Source organism: Streptomyces sp. NPDC020299, from assembly GCF_044387825.1.
Classification (GTDB): Bacteria; Actinomycetota; Actinomycetes; order Streptomycetales; family Streptomycetaceae; genus Streptomyces.
Map to the genome: position 1 here is coordinate 51,102 of NZ_JBIRWL010000009.1, position 17,776 is coordinate 68,877.

General features: G+C 70.3%; 14 protein-coding genes. 11 read left to right on the top strand and 3 right to left on the bottom strand.

Annotation, left to right across the window (positions count from 1 at the left end; genetic code table 11):
* Nucleotides 1-53: 53 nt before the first annotated feature.
* Nucleotides 54-2,444: an MFS transporter gene (locus ACH45E_RS23170; RefSeq protein WP_361439320.1), complete on the bottom strand. Its 2,391-nt coding sequence runs from the start codon at nucleotides 2,442-2,444 to the stop codon at nucleotides 54-56.
* Nucleotides 2,445-2,582: 138 nt separating this feature from the next.
* Entirely contained in the window at nucleotides 2,583-3,026 is a 444-nt protein-coding gene (locus ACH45E_RS23175; RefSeq protein ID WP_361439322.1) for an SRPBCC family protein, read from the bottom strand.
* A gap of 221 nt (nucleotides 3,027-3,247) precedes the next feature.
* Between ACH45E_RS23175 and ACH45E_RS23180 the strand changes: the two genes are divergently transcribed.
* The 3 genes from ACH45E_RS23180 to ACH45E_RS23190 all read left to right on the top strand — a co-directional run bounded on the left by ACH45E_RS23180 (nucleotide 3,248) and on the right by ACH45E_RS23190 (nucleotide 6,695).
* On the top strand, nucleotides 3,248-4,300 hold the full coding sequence (locus tag ACH45E_RS23180; protein WP_361439324.1) for an Rv2578c family radical SAM protein: 1,053 nt from the start codon (nucleotides 3,248-3,250) through the stop codon (nucleotides 4,298-4,300).
* Between the two features lie 170 nt (nucleotides 4,301-4,470).
* Complete coding sequence (locus tag ACH45E_RS23185; protein ID WP_361439326.1) at nucleotides 4,471-6,069, top strand: alpha/beta hydrolase; 1,599 nt, start codon at nucleotides 4,471-4,473, stop codon at nucleotides 6,067-6,069.
* A gap of 62 nt (nucleotides 6,070-6,131) precedes the next feature.
* Nucleotides 6,132-6,695, top strand: coding sequence for a GNAT family N-acetyltransferase (locus ACH45E_RS23190; RefSeq protein ID WP_361439328.1), 564 nt, complete (start codon nucleotides 6,132-6,134; stop codon nucleotides 6,693-6,695).
* 7 nt (nucleotides 6,696-6,702) lie between these two features.
* On the opposite strand, the gene ACH45E_RS23195 is transcribed toward ACH45E_RS23190, so the two are convergent.
* Nucleotides 6,703-7,278 carry an adenylosuccinate lyase gene (locus ACH45E_RS23195; protein ID WP_361439330.1) on the bottom strand — a complete coding sequence of 192 codons (576 nt, stop codon included), beginning with the start codon at nucleotides 7,276-7,278 and terminating at the stop codon, nucleotides 6,703-6,705.
* A 424-nt stretch (nucleotides 7,279-7,702) separates the two neighbouring features.
* Between ACH45E_RS23195 and ACH45E_RS23200 the strand changes: the two genes are divergently transcribed.
* The 8 genes from ACH45E_RS23200 (at nucleotide 7,703) to ACH45E_RS23235 (ending at nucleotide 17,774) form a co-directional block, all read left to right on the top strand.
* Nucleotides 7,703-9,508, top strand: a complete 1,806-nt coding sequence (locus ACH45E_RS23200; protein ID WP_361439332.1) for a 3-hydroxyacyl-CoA dehydrogenase family protein — start codon at nucleotides 7,703-7,705, stop codon at nucleotides 9,506-9,508.
* A 115-nt stretch (nucleotides 9,509-9,623) separates the two neighbouring features.
* Nucleotides 9,624-10,433, top strand: coding sequence for a TetR family transcriptional regulator (locus tag ACH45E_RS23205; RefSeq protein ID WP_361439334.1), 810 nt, complete (start codon nucleotides 9,624-9,626; stop codon nucleotides 10,431-10,433).
* A 436-nt stretch (nucleotides 10,434-10,869) separates the two neighbouring features.
* On the top strand, nucleotides 10,870-12,213 hold the full coding sequence (gene ccrA, locus ACH45E_RS23210; protein ID WP_361439336.1) for a crotonyl-CoA carboxylase/reductase: 1,344 nt from the start codon (nucleotides 10,870-10,872) through the stop codon (nucleotides 12,211-12,213).
* Nucleotides 12,214-12,231: 18 nt separating this feature from the next.
* Nucleotides 12,232-14,259 carry a protein meaA gene (locus ACH45E_RS23215; RefSeq protein WP_361439338.1) on the top strand — a complete coding sequence of 676 codons (2,028 nt, stop codon included), beginning with the start codon at nucleotides 12,232-12,234 and terminating at the stop codon, nucleotides 14,257-14,259.
* Nucleotides 14,256-15,221 carry a CoA ester lyase gene (locus ACH45E_RS23220; protein WP_099932428.1) on the top strand — a complete coding sequence of 322 codons (966 nt, stop codon included), beginning with the start codon at nucleotides 14,256-14,258 and terminating at the stop codon, nucleotides 15,219-15,221. Before ACH45E_RS23215 ends, ACH45E_RS23220 begins: the two co-directional genes overlap by 4 nt.
* Before the next feature lie 5 nt (nucleotides 15,222-15,226).
* On the top strand, nucleotides 15,227-15,739 hold the full coding sequence (locus ACH45E_RS23225) for a MaoC family dehydratase (protein WP_361439340.1): 513 nt from the start codon (nucleotides 15,227-15,229) through the stop codon (nucleotides 15,737-15,739).
* Between the two features lie 2 nt (nucleotides 15,740-15,741).
* Nucleotides 15,742-16,947, top strand: coding sequence for an acyl-CoA dehydrogenase family protein (locus ACH45E_RS23230; protein ID WP_361439342.1), 1,206 nt, complete (start codon nucleotides 15,742-15,744; stop codon nucleotides 16,945-16,947).
* 170 nt (nucleotides 16,948-17,117) lie between these two features.
* Nucleotides 17,118-17,774, top strand: coding sequence for a phosphatidylserine decarboxylase (locus ACH45E_RS23235; RefSeq protein WP_361440219.1), 657 nt, complete (start codon nucleotides 17,118-17,120; stop codon nucleotides 17,772-17,774).
* Nucleotides 17,775-17,776 lie beyond the last annotated feature (2 nt).

A 17,776-nucleotide genomic window follows, 5' to 3' on the forward strand; every position in this document is an offset into this window, starting at 1 on the left:
CCGTGCGCGACGCCCCGGCGCACGCTATGCACCGGTACGAGCGGTCTCGGGCGTCAGTCCTCGTGCCCCAGTTGGAGATCCCGTTCCGTCCTGCCGCCGCCCGCCACCTGGAGCACGGTGGCCACCGGCGGGTACCCCGCCGCGATGACGGTGTACTCACCGGAGGCGAGGTCGACGAACCGGAACGTCCCGTCGCCTCCCGTGGTGAGGGTGTCGACGACGTTGCCGGCGGCGTCGAGCAGGGTGACGCGGGCGTCCTCGACGGGGCGTCCGCCGCCGGCCCGGACGGTGCCGCGCAGCAGGGCGCCGCCGGCGAGTTCGACGTCCTGCCGGGTCTCCCGGGAGGCCTGGACGGTGACGGGGAGCGCGGCGGGCCGGAAGGCGGGGGCGCTGGCGGCGAGGGTGTACTCGCCGGCCACGAGTTCGGTGATGACGTAGCCGCCCTCGCGTCCGCTGCGGGTGCTCGCGACGACCTCGCCGTGCACGTTGGTGAGGGTGACGGTGGCGTCCCGTACGGGAGTGCCGTCGGCGGTGAGCACCGCACCGGCGAGGCGTCCGGCGCCGCCGAGGACGACGTCGAGTTCGACGGGGCGTTCGCCGACGGTGACGGAGACGGCCTGGGGCTGGTGGCCGCCCGCGGCGGCGATCAGTACGTACGAGCCGGGGCCGGGCGTGGCCAGCGCGTACCGTCCGTCCTCGCCGCTGGCGCCCCGGCCGACCTGTTGCCCGGCGACGTCGATCAGGGTGAGGGCCGCACGTGGCACCACGGTCCCGTCGTGGTGCTGCACCGTACCGCAGACCGGGATCGAGGCGGTGTACGGCGAACGTGCGTGCGGGATCGGGGCGGTCACCGGCGCGGTCTCCTGGTCGGTGACGAAGGCGTTGTGGGACACCAGTGGTTTCTCCTTGAGGAAGAAGGCGAGCAGCAGGCCGAGGACCAGCACCGGGACCAGGTAGAGGAAGATCCGGGGCATCGCGTCGGCGTAGGCGGCGACGCAGGCGTCGCGCAGCGCGGGCGGCAGCGCGTGCACGAGCCGTGGGGTGAGCGACTCCGGGTCGGGGAGGCGGGCACCCGCGCGCGGGGGGAGGCGCCGGTGCAGGGCGTCGGTGAGCCGGTCGGCGAGGAGGGTGCCGAAGACCGCGGCGCCGACGCAGCCGCCGATCTGCCGGAAGTAGTTGCTGGCGCTGGTGGCGGTGCCCAGGTCGGCGGGGCGCGCCGAGTTCTGCGCGGCGAGGACGAGGACGGGCATCACCATGCCGATGCCCGCGCCGAGGACGGCCATCCAGATGCTGTAGTGCAGCCGGGGCGTGTCGGTCTGGAGCCGGGACAGCAGCCACATGCCGGCCACGGAGAGGGCGCCGCCGAGCACGGGGTAGATCTTGTAGCGGCCGGTGCGGCTGATGAGCTGCCCGGCGATGACGGAGGCGCCGACGATGCCGCCCATCATGGGCAGCATGAGCAGGCCGGACTCGGTGGCGGAGGCGCCGTCGGCCATCTGGAGGAAGGTCGGCAGGTAGCAGGCGGCGCCGAACAGCGCGACGCCGACGACGAGTCCGATCAGGCCGGTGACGGTGAAGACGGAGTCGCGGAACAGCCGCAGCGGGATGAGGGGTTCGGCGGCGCGGTGCTCGGCGAGGACGAAGAGGGCGGTGGCCGCCACCGCGCCGGCGCCGAGGCCGAGGACGACGCGCGAGTCCCAGGCGTACTCGGTGCCGCCCCAGCTGGTCAGCAGCACCAGGCAGGTGGAGGCCGCCGTAAGCAGCAGTGTGCCGAGCAGGTCGAAGCGGCCCCGGGAGGGCGGCTTGGGCAGCTTGAGCACGGCGGTGACGACGGCCAGGGTGAGCAGGCCGAAGGGCACGTTGACGTAGAAGCACCAGCGCCAGGAGAGGTGGTCGGTGAAGTAGCCGCCGAGCAGGGGTCCGGCGACGGAGGCGAGGCCGAAGGCGGCGCCGATCAGGCCGAGGAAGCGGCCGCGCCTGCGGGGCGGCACGATGTCCGCGATGATCGCCTGCACGCCGGTCATGAGTCCGCCTGCGCCGATGCCCTGCACGGCGCGGAAGGCGATCAGCTGGTCCATGGTCTGCGCCCGCCCGGCGAGGGCGGAGCCGGCGACGAAGACGAGGATCGCGCACTGGAAGACGCCCTTGCGGCCGAGGAGGTCGCCGAGCTTGCCGTAGACGGGCAGTCCCACGGTGGAGGTGAGCAGGTAGGCGGTGATCGCCCAGGGCATGCGGTCCAGGCCGTGCAGTTCGCCGACGATCCTCGGCAGCGCGGTGGCGACGATCATCTGCTCCAGGGCGGCGAGGAGCAGGGCGAGCATCAGCCCGGCGAAGACCAGCCGCACCCGTCGGGGGCTGAGCGCGGTGGCCGGTGGGGGCGGTGGGGCGGCCGGCCGGCCGGGTGCCACGGCCGGCTCGTCCTGCACCAGAATCGTCCCGCCCACGTGCCGCTCCCCTCGTCGCGCTGCCGCACGATTCCCCGCGTAACCACTCATCGGGGACAACTACGAGCAAGCGCGACGAGTTACGGCACCGCACCGGGCCGGGTGGACATCCACTCGAACCGGTGAGTCAGGCTCGGGTCACTTCTCGACCTCGGCGGCGAGCTTGGCGAGGAGGGCGTCGTAGATGCGGGCGAGGCCCTTGGGGGCGAAGGTCTTCTCGAAGAAGCCGCCGATGCCGCCGGCGCCCTTCCAGACGGTGGTGACGACGACCCGGGACTTCCCCTCGCCGGCGGGGGTGACGCGCCAGGTGGTGACCATGGAGGAGTTGCGGTCCTTCTCGACCAGCTCACCGTCGGTGGGCTCGCCGACCTCGAGGAGGCAGTCGCGCACGCGCTTGCTGGTGGCCTGGAGCTTCCAGTGGACGAGGGTGCCCTCGCCGTCGCCGCCCTCGCGGACCTCGTACTCGCTGAAGTGCTCGGGCAGCAGTCGCTCGCGCGTGCCGGTGTAGTCGGCGAGGGCGTCGAACACCTTCTCCGCGTCCGCTGCGACGATCCGCTCCGTGGTGGCCTCGACCTGCGCCATTGCGTTCCTCCAGGACCTGCTGTGCTCGGGGTTTCTCGGGGTCGGGGCAAGCCAACCACCCCGGTCCCCGGCCACCCAAATCGGGGTGCCCGCGGCTGTCCGATGCGGTTGTCATCGATTGCCCTCGGTTGTCATGCGGTCTTCACGCGGTCGGAAACCACCCTTGCACGATCATGGGAACAGGTGTTCTATTCTGGGCTCAGCGCTACCGAGGAGGCCTGATGCGCTGGGAGAACCTCACAGCCGAGTCCGAGCACGGCCGGGCCGACACCGCACTCTTCGATGCCGAGGCGGTCACCACGCGGACGTTCGACACGCCCGAGTTCGCCGGGATCACCTTCCACGAGGTCCGGGCCCGCTCCATCCTCAACCGGGTGCCGGGCGCCTCCCGCATGCCCTTCGAGTGGACGGTGAACCCCTACCGGGGCTGCACGCACGCGTGCGTGTACTGCTTCGCCCGCAAGACGCACAGCTACCTGGACCTCGACACGGGCATCGGCTTCGACACCCAGATCGTGGTCAAGGTGAACGCCCCCGAGGTGCTGCGCCACCAGCTGGCCTCGCCCCGCTGGCAGGGCGAGCACGTCGCGATGGGCACGAACGTCGACTGCTACCAGCGCGCCGAGGGCCGCTACCGCCTGATGCCGGGGATCATCTCCGCCCTCACCGACCGCGCGAACCCCTTCTCGATCCTGACCAAGGGCACGCTGATCCTGCGCGACCTCGACCTGCTCACCCGGGCCGCGCGGGTCACGGACGTCGGCATCTCGGTCTCCGTCGGCTTCACCGACCAGGACCTGTGGCGGACCGTGGAGCCGGGCACGCCCGCGCCCGAGCGCCGCCTGGACGTCGTACGGGCCCTCGGCGAGCACGGCATCGGCTGCGGGGTGCTGATGGCGCCGGTGATCCCGTTCCTCGGCGACCATCCCGACCAGCTGCGGGCCACCGTGCGGGCGATCGCGGCCGCCGGGGCCACCTCCGTCACCCCGCTGGTGCTGCACCTGCGGCCCGGGGCCCGTGAGTGGTTCATGTCCTGGCTGTCCGCCCACCACCCGCACCTGGTGCGCCGTTACGAGCGGCTGTACGCGGAGGGCGCCTACGCGCCGAAGTGGTACCAGCGCCGGATCACCCGTCAGGTGCACGAGCTGGCCGAGGAGTACGGCATCGGCCCCACGCGCGCGGGCAGGCACCGCGGGATCCGCACGCCCGAACCGGCCGAGCCCCTTCCCACCGGGCCCGGCACGGGGCAACCGACGCAACTCACCCTGATCTGAGAGCGTTCGAGATCTGAGAGCGTTCGAGATCTGAGAGCGTTCGAGGGCATCCCGCGGCCCAATCGGGTCAAGTATCGGCACAAGACGTGTCCGCGGGTGCCCTTGCCGGGACGATCCGGCAAGGACCGTGAGCCTCGCGGTCCTTGCCCGCCGCCGTCCCGGGAGGACCCATGAGAACCCGCGCAGCCGTGCTGTGGGCTGCCGTCGCCGTCCTCGCCGGGCCGGTCGCGGCCGTCCCCGCCGACGCGAGCACGAACGCCGGTACGGCGCGGACCGCGCGGCCCGCGCCCGCCGCCCCGGCCGCCGAGCCCGCCTGGAAGAAGTGCGGCACCGCCGACTATCCGACGCTGCAGTGCGCGTCCCTGAAGGTGCCGCTCGACCACGCCCACCCGGCCGGACGGCAGATCACGCTCGCCCTCTCCCGCGTACCGCACACCGCGCAGACCTACCAGGGCCCGCTGCTGGTCAACCCCGGCGGCCCCGGCGGCAGCGGTCTGACCCTGGCCGGCTTCGTCGCCTCGGCGCTGCCCAGGGCGGTGGCCGGCCAGTACGACGTGATCGGGTTCGACCCGCGCGGCGTCGGCCGGAGCACCCCCGCGCTGGACTGCGCGTCCGGCTCCTTCGGGCCCGTACGCCCCGACACCGTCCCCGCCACACCCGCACTGGAGAAGGCGGGCGTCACCCGCGCGCAGGCCTTCGCCGCCGCCTGCGGCAAGAAGTACGCGAGTGTGCTGCCGTACATCGACACCGTCAGCGCCGCCCGGGACCTGGACATCCTCCGGCAGGCCCTCGGCGCCGAGAAGGTCAGCTACTTCGGCTACTCCTACGGCACCTACCTCGGAGCCGTCTACGCCAAGCTCTACCCGCGGCGGGTGCACCGGCTGGTCCTGGACTCCGTCGTGGATCCGACCGGCGTCTGGTACGACGACAACCTCGGCCAGGACTACGCCTTCGACGACCGCCACCGCGCCCTGATGGCGTGGATCGCCACGTACGACTCGACGTACGGGCTCGGCACCGACCCCGCGAAGGTCGAGGCCGCGTGGTACGCGATGCGGGCGGCGCTCGCGAAGAAGCCCGCGGGCGGCAGGGTCGGCGCCGCCGAACTGGAGGACACCTTCATCCCCGGGGGCTACTACAACGGCTACTGGCCCTACCTCGCCGAGGCGTTCGCGGCCTACGTGCACGACAAGGACGCCGGCCCGCTCGTCGAGGTGTACGACAAGCTGGGCGCCGTCGACGCCGCGGCCGACAACGGCTACAGCGTCTACTCCGCGGTGCAGTGCCGTGACGTCTCCTGGCCGCGCGACTTCGACCAATGGCGGGGGGACACGTGGGCGGTGTACGACCGGGCGCCCTTCATGGCCTGGAACAACGCCTGGTACAACGCGCCGTGCGCGTTCTGGCCGACGGACACCCTGCGCCCGGTGAACGTGGCCAACGGCGAACTGCCGCCCGCCCTGCTGTTCCAGGCGACGCACGACGCGGCCACCACCTACCAGGGCGGTGTGACGGTCCACCGCCTCCTCGCCGGCTCCAGCCTGGTCGTCGAGCAGGGCGGCGGCAACCATGGCATCACGCTGAGCGGCAACACCTGCCTGGACACCTACCTGGCCGCCTACCTCACCGACGGCGCGGTCCCGCACGGCGGCGGCGAGGCCGACGCGATGTGCCGGACCCTGCCCGACCCCGAGCCGCTCGCCGCCAGGACGGCGTCCGTCTCGTCCCCCGGGGCGCGCCTGCACCGGCTGCTCGGCTTCAGGGGCTGAGCACGGTCAGACCTGATGAGCCGTCAGGGACGATATGGCGTCGTGTGGTTCACCATTGACGCATGAGTGAGCCGACCAGGACCCCCGCCCCCGACGGCGCCGTACGTGGCACACCGGTCCGTGACATGATCCTCGCCGACTGCGACCGTGTGGCCGGGATACGCGTCCGCGGCTGGCAGACCGCCTACCGGGGGCTCATGCCGCAGTCGTATCTCGACGCGCTCAGCGTGGCCGAGGACGCGGCGCGGCGCCGGGCCCGGTTCCGGCAGGGGGACGGGAGCGTGGTGAACCTGGTCGCCGAGCGGGGCGGCGAGGTTGCCGGGTGGGCGGCGCTGGGCCCGTACCGGGACGGAGAGGCGCGTACCGGAGACGGTGAACTGTATGCGATTTATGTAGACGATCGACACTCCGGAACCGGCATCGGCCGCGCCCTCCTGCACGAGTCGCTGCGGCGCTGCACGGCCGCCGGGTATCCGCGGGTGTTCCTCTGGGTCCTGAAGGAGAACACGCCCGCGCGCCGCTTCTACGAACGGGCGGGCTTCCGCGCGGACGGCGCCGAGGAGCCCTTCGAGGTGGACGGGGTGGCCGTGCCCGAGGTGCGGTACGTGCGCGAGCCGGCCGGCTGACGCGGGCTCACCGCTGTTTCGGGATCCGCGCCAGCGCGTGCACCGCGGCCTCGGCGAGCGCCGGGTGTGCCAGGGACTCGTTCAGTACCCTCCTGGCCCGGTCGTCCCCCAGCTCGCCGAGCCCCTCCACGCAGGCGAGCGCCACCCGGCGGTAGGGGTCGTGCGGGCGCAGCCGCCGCTCCAGGGTGGTGATCAGCGCGGGCACGGACTCGGGGGCGCGCAGCTGGACCAGGAGCCGTACCGGGTGCAGGGCGTAGGCGACGCGCAGCTCGTTGGTGGCCAGCGCCGCGGCGGCGCGGGCGGTGCGCGGGTCGCCCAGGCGGGCCAGGGCGTGGGCGGCGGCGGCGCAGCGCGGCGGGTCGCGGTGGTTGAGCAGCAGCACGAGGGACTCGAAGGCGCGCCGGTCACCGGCAAGACCCAGCCTGAAGGCGGCCAGTTCCCTGGCCCACAGCGGCTGTCCGGGCGCGGTGAGCACGTCCGCGAGTTCGTCGAGGTCGCCGGTCGCCGCCAGGCGTTCGTACGCCGCCGAGCCCCCGGACTCCTGCCGTAGACGCTCCGTGAGCGATCGCAACTCTTCGTCCACGAAGCCCAGCGTAGGGGTGTTGCGCGGCGGGAGGGACCTACATCACAAACTCAGGGGGCTGGCGTGCTCGTTACCGGCAAGTTAAGCTCAGACGAGCGAGTTACCCACTCGCACTTCCGCTCGCGACGGTTTGGTGACGCGGCCGTCGTGAGCGCTGGTCGGTTCGGTACACCGTGTTTTCGGTGAATCGTGTTTCGGTACCACGCGTTTCGGTAGAGCGTGTACCGCAGTACGACTCGGCTTCGGGACAGAGCCGGTCGGATCCGCCGTTCCCCGGGCGTTCGCGCCCGCCGCGACGGCACCGGGCGTGTGCGCTTGGCAGCCCGGCGAACACCCGCATTCACGCAGCTGTGCACGCCCCGGTGTGCGCCCCTCCGGCGCACCCGGCGCGTCCTCGTCGTCACCCTCATTCCTGGAGTCCGCGATGGCCACTCCCCTGTCCGACACCCCTCTGTCCCAGCTCAAGACCATTGCCGTCGTCGGCCTCGGCACGATGGGCACCGGCATCGCCGAGGTCCTCGCCAAGGCCGGCCGCGAGGTGATCGGCATCGACATCAGCGAGGCCCAGGCCGCGAGGTCCGTCGCCGCGCTGGAGTCCTCCACCGCCCGCGCCGTGCAGCGCGGGAAGCTCACCGAGCAGGAGCGCGCGGACCTCCTCGGCCGGGTGCGCACCGCGACCGACCTCACGGCCGCCGCCGACGCCGACCTCGTCATCGAGGTGGCCCCGGAGTCGTACGAGGTCAAGCACCAGATATTCCGTGAACTCGACGGCGTCGTGCGGCCGGAGACGATCCTGGCGACCGGCACCAACGCCCTGTCGGTGACCCGGCTGGCCGCCGACTCCGCCCGCCCCGAGCGGGTGCTGGGCCTGCACTTCTTCAACCCGGCCCCGGCGATGAAGCTGGTCGAGGTCGTCTCCTCCGTGCTGACCGCGCCGGCGGCCGTCACCGCGGTCACGAATCTCGCCCTCGACCTCGGCAAGGAGCCCGTCGCGGTCGGCGACCGCCCCGGTTTCGTCGCGGACGGCCTGCTGTTCGGCTACCTCAACCAGGCCGCCGCGATGTACGAGGCGAAGTACGCCTCCCGCGAGGACATCGACGCCGCGATGCGGCTCGGCTGCGGCCTGCCGATGGGTCCCCTCGCGCTGCTGGACCTGATCGGCGTCGACACCGCGCGGACCGTCCTGGACGCCATGTACGCCGAGTCCCGCGACCGGCTGCACGCCCCCGCCCCGATCCTGAAGCAGCTCAGCGAGGCGGGCCTGACCGGCCGCAAGTCGGGGCGCGGCTTCTACACGTACGAGGCGCCGGGCAGCGCGACCGTCGTGCCGGACGCCCTGACGCCCGCCTCCACGGGCTCCGAGGCCTCGGGCCGCCCGGTCCGCTCCGTCGGCGTCGCGGGCTCCGGCACCATGGCCTCCGGCATCGCCGAGGTCTTCGCCAAGGCCGGGTACGACGTCGTCCTGGCCGCCCGCAGCGAGGAGAAGGCGCAGACCGCGAAGGCCCGCATCGGCAAGTCCCTGGCCCGCTCCGTCGACAAGGGCCGGCTGACCGCCGAGGCCGCCGCCGAGACCCTGGACCGGATCACCCCGGCGGGCTCCTACGAGGCGTTCGCGGACGTGGACCTGGCCGTCGAGGCGGTCGCCGAGGACCTGGAGGTCAAGCGGCAGCTGTTCGCGACGCTGGACAAGATCTGCAAGCCGGGCGCGGTCCTGGCGACCACCACCTCCTCGCTGCCGGTCGTCGCCTGCGCCCGTGCCACCTCGCGTCCGCAGGACGTGATCGGCATGCACTTCTTCAACCCGGCTCCGGCGATGAAGCTGGTCGAGGTCGTCCGTACGGTGCTGACGGCCGAGGACGTGCACGCCACGGTCCGCGAGGTCTGCGTCAGGATCAGGAAGCACGCCGTGGACTGCGGTGACCGCGCCGGCTTCATCGTGAACGCGCTGCTGTTCCCGTACCTGAACAACGCGGTCAAGATGGTGCAGGAGCACTACGCGTCCCTGGACGACATCGACGCGGCGATGAAGCTGGGCGGCGGCTACCCGATGGGCCCCTTCGAACTCCTGGACGTGGTCGGCCTCGACGTCTCCCTGGCGATCGAGAAGGTGCTGCACCGCGAGTTCCGCGACCCGGGGCTGGCCCCGGCGCCGCTCCTGGAGCACCTGGTGGCCGCGGGCTGCCTCGGTCGCAAGACCGGCCGCGGCTTCCGCGAATATGCCCGCCGCTGACCGTCCCGGCGACTGGGGCGGACTGCTCGACACCGCCGGCGGCCCCCCGCCCCCGAAGGGCGGGGGAAACCCCGGACCTGCGCATCGAGCTGCGCGCATGCAGTACGTTCGGGTCATGTCCCAGCCCGCCAGGTCCTCCCGTACACCAGCTACGCCCGACGCGCCGGAAAGTGCCGCAGGCGGCCGTGCCGCCGCCCAGCGGCTCAAGATGCGCCGAGAACTGGCGGCAGCCGCGATGGAGTTGTTCGCGACCAAGGGGTACGAGGCGACCACCGTCGACGAGATCGCGGCCGCGGCCGGGGTCGCGCGCCGCACCTTCTTCCGCCACTTCCGCTCCAAGGAAGAGGCGATCTTCCCCGACCACGACGACACACTGATCCGCGCCGAGGCGGTCCTCAACGCCGCCCCCGCGCACGAGCACCCGCTCGACACCGTGTGCCGCGGCATCAAGGAAGTCATGAAGATGTACGCGGCCCGGCCGGAGATCTCGGTCGCCCGCTACAAGCTGACGCGCGAGGTGCCCACCCTGCGTGAGGCGGAGATCGCGTCGGTGGCCCGCTACGAACGTCTGTTCACCCGCTATCTCCTCGGCCACTTCGACGAGCACGCGCACGACGACGACGCCAACGACGACCCGCTGTTGGCGGAGGTCGCCGCGTCCGCCGTGGTCACCGCCCACAACCACGTCCTGCGCCGCTGGCTCAGGGCCGGCGGGCAGGGCGATGTCGAGGCCCAGCTCGACCACGCCTTCGCGATCGTGCGGAAGACCTTCGGCACCGGCATCGGCGCCGGGCGCGACACCGCTCCCAGACCGGCCCCGGCGGCGGTCGCCCCGCACGGCGAGGTGCTGGTGACGGTCGCGCGCACCGACGCCCCGCTGGACGAGGTCATGCGGACCATCGAGGAGGCCCTCAAGGACCGCTGAGCGCCCTCTCGGGCACCTTTGCCACTGTGATGACGGCCACCCCACCGGGTGGCCGTTTTGGCATGTCAGAGCACTTTTTCGCGCGGATTTCAGAGCCCGTTCGATCGATCATCGCTCATTTGTTACGTAAAGATTTCAGGTGAGGGGAAGTTCTGGCACTCAGTGCCTTGCGACATGACACGGGGTGTCATACGTTGAAGGAGTCCGGGCGGCCGGCGCGCAGCGACCTTTCGCGCGTCGGCTGTCCCCGCAAGCCGGACGGCCTGCGCGCCCGGACGCCTGCGTCACAGGCAACCTCCCGCGCCACAAAGCGCTGCCGAAGCACCACCCGCCGAACCGACGGCACCTTTTCACCCCACCCTCAGCAGCACTCATCGCAGCACCGACGAACCCTCAGCGCCCCTCCCTCAGGGCGCTCACCGCCGGAGGCAACACCGTGACCGTGAAGGACATCCTGGACGCGATCCAGTCGAAGGACGCCACGTCCGCCGACTTCGCCGCCCTGCCGCTCCCCGAGTCGTACCGCGCGATCACCGTGCACAAGGACGAGACGGAGATGTTCGCGGGTCTCACGACCCGCGACAAGGACCCGCGCAAGTCGATCCACCTCGACGAGGTGCCGCTGCCCGAGCTCGGCCCGGGCGAGGCCCTGGTGGCCGTCATGGCCTCCTCGGTCAACTACAACTCCGTGTGGACGTCGATCTTCGAGCCGCTGTCGACGTTCGGCTTCCTGGAGCGCTACGGCCGCACCAACGAGCTGGCCAAGCGGCACGACCTGCCGTACCACATCATCGGCTCCGACCTCGCGGGCGTCGTCCTGCGCACCGGCCCCGGCGTCAACGCCTGGAAGCCCGGTGACGAGGTCGTCGCGCACTGTCTGAGCGTGGAGCTGGAGTCGAGCGACGGCCACAACGACACCATGCTCGACCCCGAGCAGCGCATCTGGGGCTTCGAGACCAACTTCGGCGGCCTCGCCGAGATCGCACTCGTCAAGTCCAACCAGCTGATGCCGAAGCCCGACCACCTCAGCTGGGAAGAGGCCGCCGCCCCGGGCCTGGTCAACTCCACCGCCTACCGCCAGCTGGTCTCCCGCAACGGCGCCGGCATGAAGCAGGGCGACAACGTGCTCATCTGGGGCGCGAGCGGCGGCCTCGGCAGTTACGCCACCCAGTTCGCGCTGGCCGGCGGCGCCAACCCGATCTGTGTCGTCTCCAGCCCGCAGAAGGCGGAGATCTGCCGCTCGATGGGCGCCGAGGCGATCATCGACCGCACCGCCGAGGGTTACAAGTTCTGGAAGGACGAGAACACCCAGGACCCGAAGGAGTGGAAGCGCTTCGGCAAGCGCATCCGCGAGCTCACCGGCGGCGAGGACATCGACATCGTCTTCGAGCACCCCGGCCGCGAGACCTTCGGCGCCTCCGTGTTCGTCACCCGCAAGGGCGGCACCATCACCACCTGCGCCTCGACCTCGGGCTACATGCACGAGTACGACAACCGCTACCTGTGGATGTCCCTGAAGCGGATCATCGGCTCCCACTTCGCCAACTACCGCGAGGCCTGGGAGGCCAACCGCCTCATCGCCAAGGGCAAGATCCACCCGACGCTGTCGAAGGTGTACTCCCTGGAGCAGACCGGGCAGGCCGCCTACGACGTGCACCGCAACCTCCACCAGGGCAAGGTCGGCGTCCTGTGCATGTCCCCCGAGGAGGGCCTGGGTGTGCGTGACGAGGCCAAGCGCGCCCAGCACATCGACGCCATCAACCGCTTCCGGAACATCTGAGGACCGCGGAGGCCATAGATGACTGAGCGTCAGAAGGACCGGCCGTGGCTCATGCGCACGTACGCCGGTCACTCCACCGCCGAGGCGTCGAACGAGCTGTACCGGCGCAACCTCGCCAAGGGCCAGACCGGCCTGTCGGTCGCGTTCGACCTGCCGACGCAGACCGGCTACGACTCCGACCACATCCTCGCCCGCGGCGAGGTCGGCCGGGTCGGGGTGCCGGTCGCGCACCTCGGTGACATGCGCCGGCTGTTCCAGGACATCCCCCTGGAACAGATGAACACCTCGATGACGATCAACGCCACGGCCATGTGGCTCCTGGCGCTCTACCAGGTCGTCGCCGAGGAGCAGGGCGCGGACATCACCAAGCTCCAGGGCACGACCCAGAACGACATCGTCAAGGAGTACCTGTCCCGGGGCACCCATGTGTTCCCGCCGGGGCCGTCGCTCCGGCTGACGACCGACATGATCGCGTACACGGTCTCCCACATGCCGAAGTGGAACCCGATCAACATCTGCAGCTACCACCTGCAGGAGGCGGGCGCCACGCCGGTCCAGGAGATCGCGTACGCGATGTCCACCGCGGTCGCCGTCCTCGACGCCGTGCGCGACTCCGGGCAGGTGCCGCAGGAGCGCATGGGCGATGTCGTCGGCCGTATCTCCTTCTTCGTGAACGCGGGCGTCCGCTTCGTCGAGGAGATGTGCAAGATGCGCGCCTTCGGCCGCATCTGGGACAAGGTCACCCGCGAGCGGTACGGGATCGAGGACCCCAAGCACCGCCGCTTCCGCTACGGCGTCCAGGTCAACTCCCTCGGACTGACCGAAGCGCAGCCCGAGAACAACGTCCAGCGGATCGTGCTCGAGATGCTGGCCGTGACCCTCTCCAAGGACGCACGCGCGCGTGCCGTGCAGCTGCCCGCCTGGAACGAGGCCCTGGGCCTGCCCCGGCCCTGGGACCAGCAGTGGAGCCTGCGCATCCAGCAGGTGCTGGCGCACGAGAGCGACCTGCTGGAGTACGAGGACATCTTCGCGGGCTCGACGGTGATCGAGGCGAAGGTGGGCGAGCTCGTCGAGGAGTCCCTCGCCGAGATCGAGCGGATCCAGGAGATGGGCGGCGCGATGGCCGCCGTCGAGTCCGGCTACCTCAAGTCGCAGCTGGTCGCCTCGCACGCCGAGCGCCGGGCCCGGATCGAGTCCGGCGAGGAGAAGATCATCGGTGTCAACGCCTTCGAGGGCACCGAGCCGAACCCACTGACGGCCGACCTGGACACCGCGATCATGACGGTCGACCCGGCGGTCGAGGCCCGCGTCATCGCCTCGCTCCAGCACTGGCGCGACACGCGCTATCAGCCGCCCTTCAACCACCCGCGCCCGTGCAAGGCGCTGGAGCGGCTGAAGGAGGCCGCCAAGGGCACCGAGAACCTGATGGAGGCCACACTGGAGTGCGCCCGCGCCGGCGTCACGACCGGTGAGTGGGCCGGGGCCCTGCGCGAGGTGTTCGGCGAGTTCCGGGCACCCACCGGGGTGTCGTCCGCGCCGGTGGCGGTCGCCGCCGAGCCGGGCTCCGCGCTCGCCGACGTCCGCGCCAAGGTGGACGCCACCGCCCGTGAGCTGGGCGTGGGCAAGCTGCGCTTCCTGGTCGGCAAGCCCGGTCTGGACGGGCACTCCAACGGCGCCGAGCAGATCGCCGTACGGGCCCGTGACGCCGGCTTCGAGGTGGTCTACCAGGGCATCCGGCTCACGCCCGAGCAGATCGTGGACGCGGCCCTCGCCGAGGACGTGCACGCGGTGGGCCTGTCGATCCTGTCCGGCTCGCACGCCCAGCTGGTCCCGGACGTGCTCGAACGGCTGCGTGTGGCCGGTGCCACAGATATACCGGTGATCGCAGGTGGCATCATCCCGAACGGTGACGCCGAACAGCTGAGGGCCGCCGGTGTGGCCGCGGTGTTCACCCCGAAGGACTTCGACATCACCGGGATCATCGGCCGCATCGTCGACGAGATCCGGAAAGCGAACAAGCTCGACCCCCTGGAGGTCCCCGCATGACCACGCCCGTCAACCGTCTGCGTCCGCGACGCTCCTGTCTCGCGGTCCCCGGGAGCAACCCCCGCTTCCTGGAGAAGGCGCAGGGCCTCCCCGCCGACCAGGTCTTCCTGGACCTGGAGGACGCGTGCGCGCCGCTCGCCAAGCCCGAGGCGCGGCACACCATCGTCAAGTTCCTCAACGAGGGCGACTGGACGGGCAAGACGCGGGTCGTGCGCGTCAACGACTGGACGACCGAATGGACGTACCGCGACGTCGTCACGGTCGTCGAGGGCGCCGGCCAGAACCTCGACTGCATCATGCTGCCGAAGGTGCAGACGGCCCAGCAGGTCGTCGCGCTGGACCTGCTGCTGACGCAGATCGAGAAGACCATGGGCTTCGAGGTCGGCAAGATCGGCATCGAGGCACAGATCGAGAACGCCCAGGGCCTCAACAACGTCAACGAGATCGCGACGGCCTCCCAGCGGGTCGAGACGATCATCTTCGGCCCGGCCGACTTCATGGCGTCGATCAACATGAAGTCGCTGGTCGTGGGCGAGCAGCCGCCCGGCTACCCGGCGGACGCCTACCACTACATCCTGATGAAGATCCTGATGGCCGCCCGCGCCAACAACCTCCAGGCGATCGACGGCCCCTACCTCCAGATCCGCAACATCGACGGCTACCGCGAGGTCGCCCAGCGCGCCGCAGCGCTCGGCTTCGACGGCAAGTGGGTGCTGCACCCGGGACAGGTCGAGGCGTCCAACGAGATCTTCTCGCCCTCCCAGGAGGACTATGACCACGCCGAGCTGATCCTGGACGCGTACGACTACTACACGTCCGAGGCGGGCGGCAAGAAGGGCTCCGCGATGCTCGGCGACGAGATGATCGACGAGGCCAGCCGCAAGATGGCCCTGGTCATCTCCGGCAAGGGCCGCGCCGCCGGCATGCAGCGCACCAGCAAGTTCGAGATCCCGGAGGCCTGAGGACCATGCAGTTCGGGCGCACCTACGAGGAGTTCGAGGTCGGGGCGACGTACAAGCACTGGCCGGGCAAGACGGTCACCGAGTACGACGACCACCTGTTCTGTCTCCTCACCATGAACCACCACCCGCTCCACATGGACGTCAACTACGCCGAGAAGACCACGGACTTCGGCAAGAACGTCGTCGTGGGCAACTACATCTACTCCCTCCTGCTCGGCATGTCCGTCCCGGACGTCTCCGGGAAGGCGATCGCCAACCTGGAGATCGAGTCGCTCAAGCACGTGGCGCCGACCTTCCACGGCGACACGATCTACGGCGAGACGACCGTCCTCGACAAGTGGCCGTCGAAGTCGAAGAACGACCGCGGGATCGTCTACGTCGAGACCAAGGGCTACAAGCAGGACGGCACCCTGGTGTGCGTCTTCCGCCGCAAGGTGATGGTGCCGACCGAGACGTACATCAAGGAGCGCGGCGGCGAGCAGCCGGGCCGCCCGGAACTCAAGCAGCAGGAGAAGTAGGCATGGCCCGTCTCGCCCAGACCGCCGGTCTGACCGACGTCCAGCAGGAGATCCTCTCCACCGTTCGGGACTTTGTCGACAAGGAGATCATTCCGGTCGCCACCGAGCTGGAGCACCGCGACGAGTACCCGCAGGCGATCGTGGACGGCCTGAAGGAACTCGGCCTCTTCGGTCTGATGATCCCCGAGGAGTACGGGGGCCTGGGCGAGTCGCTCCTCACCTACGCCCTGTGCGTGGAGGAGATCGCCCGGGGCTGGATGTCGGTCTCCGGCATCATCAACACGCACTTCATCGTGGCGTACATGCTCAAGCAGCACGGCACGCAGGAGCAGAAGGACCACTTCCTCCCCCGGATGGCGGCCGGTGACATCCGGGGCGCGTTCTCCATGTCGGAGCCGGGCCTCGGCTCCGATGTGTCGGCGATCACGTCCAAGGCGGTGAAGGACGGCGAGGAGTACGTCCTGAACGGCCAGAAGATGTGGCTGACGAACGGCGGTACCTCGTCCCTGGTGGCCGTCCTGGTCCGAAGTGACGAAGGACACCCCGAGGGTACGGCGCCCCACAAGTCGATGACGACCTTCCTGGTGGAGAAGGAGCCCGGGTTCGGCGAGGTCCGCCCCGGCCTCACCATCCCCGGCAAGATCGACAAAATGGGTTACAAGGGGGTGGACACCACCGAACTGATCATGGACGGACTGCGAATTCCGGCCAATCGGGTGCTCGGCGGCGTCACCGGCCGAGGTTTTTACCAAATGATGGACGGCGTGGAGGTCGGCCGCGTCAACGTGGCGGCCCGTGGCTGCGGTGTCGCACAGCGTGCGTTCGAGCTCGGTGTCCAGTACGCCCAGCAGCGGCACACGTTCGGCAAGCCGATCGCCCAGCACCAGGCGATCCAGTTCAAGCTCGCGGAGATGGCTACCAAGGTCGAGGCCGCGCATGCCATGATGGTCAACGCGGCACGCAAAAAGGACTCCGGCGAGCGTAACGACCTCGAGGCCGGCATGGCGAAGTACCTCGCCTCCGAGTACTGCAAGGAGGTCGTGGAGGACGCCTTCCGGATCCACGGCGGCTACGGCTTCTCCAAGGAGTACGAGATCGAGCGCCTCTACCGTGAGGCTCCGATGCTGCTCATCGGTGAAGGTACCGCCGAGATCCAGAAAATGATCATTGGTCGCAGATTGCTCGAAGAGTATCGGTTCCAAGGCTGATTGTCCGGATGCGGGGTGTTTTCTTCGAGAAGAAGATCACACCCCGTCAACGCTCTTCGGCCGCCGACTCGGCTTCCTGGCTTGCCCAGTTGCGGCCCGCGACCGGTACGATCCCGGGAAAGCCGCCGTCCCCCGTTCCAGCGCGGCATCATCCGCTACGAAGGTCATCCATGCCCCACAGCCAAACCTCTGCACCTCGCGACAGCCGAGCCGGCGTACGCCTTGCGCGCGGAGCATCGCCGTGGCTTCTCCCGACCGTCGCCACCGCAGCCCTCAGCCTGGCCCGCGCACGCCGCTCCGGCGTCGCCAAGGCCGTCGCCGTGCCCGCCACCGCGCTCGCGGCGGGCATGCTGTGGTTCTTCCGCGACCCCGAGCGCGAGATCGCCCCGGGCCGGGTCATCTCTCCCGCCGACGGTGTGGTGCAGAGCATCATGCCGTGGAAGGACGGGCGTACCCGCGTCGCGATCTTCATGAGCCCGCTCAACGTCCACGTCAACCGCGCGCCCCTGTCGGGCACGGTGACGTCGGTCGAACACATCCCCGGTGGCTTCGTTCCCGCCTTCAACAAGGAGAGCGAGAACAACGAGCGCGTAGTCTGGCATTTCGACACCGAACTCGGCGACATCGAGATGATCCAGATCGCCGGCGCGGTGGCCCGTCGCATCGTGCCTTACATCCCGCAGGGGACGAAGGTCGAGCAGGGCGACCGTATCGGTCTGATCCGCTTCGGCTCGCGTGTCGACCTCTACCTGCCCGAGGGTGTGGAGGTCGCGGTCGAGGTCGGCCAGAAGACCGTGGCTGGGGTGACTCGCATTGACCGTGATTGATC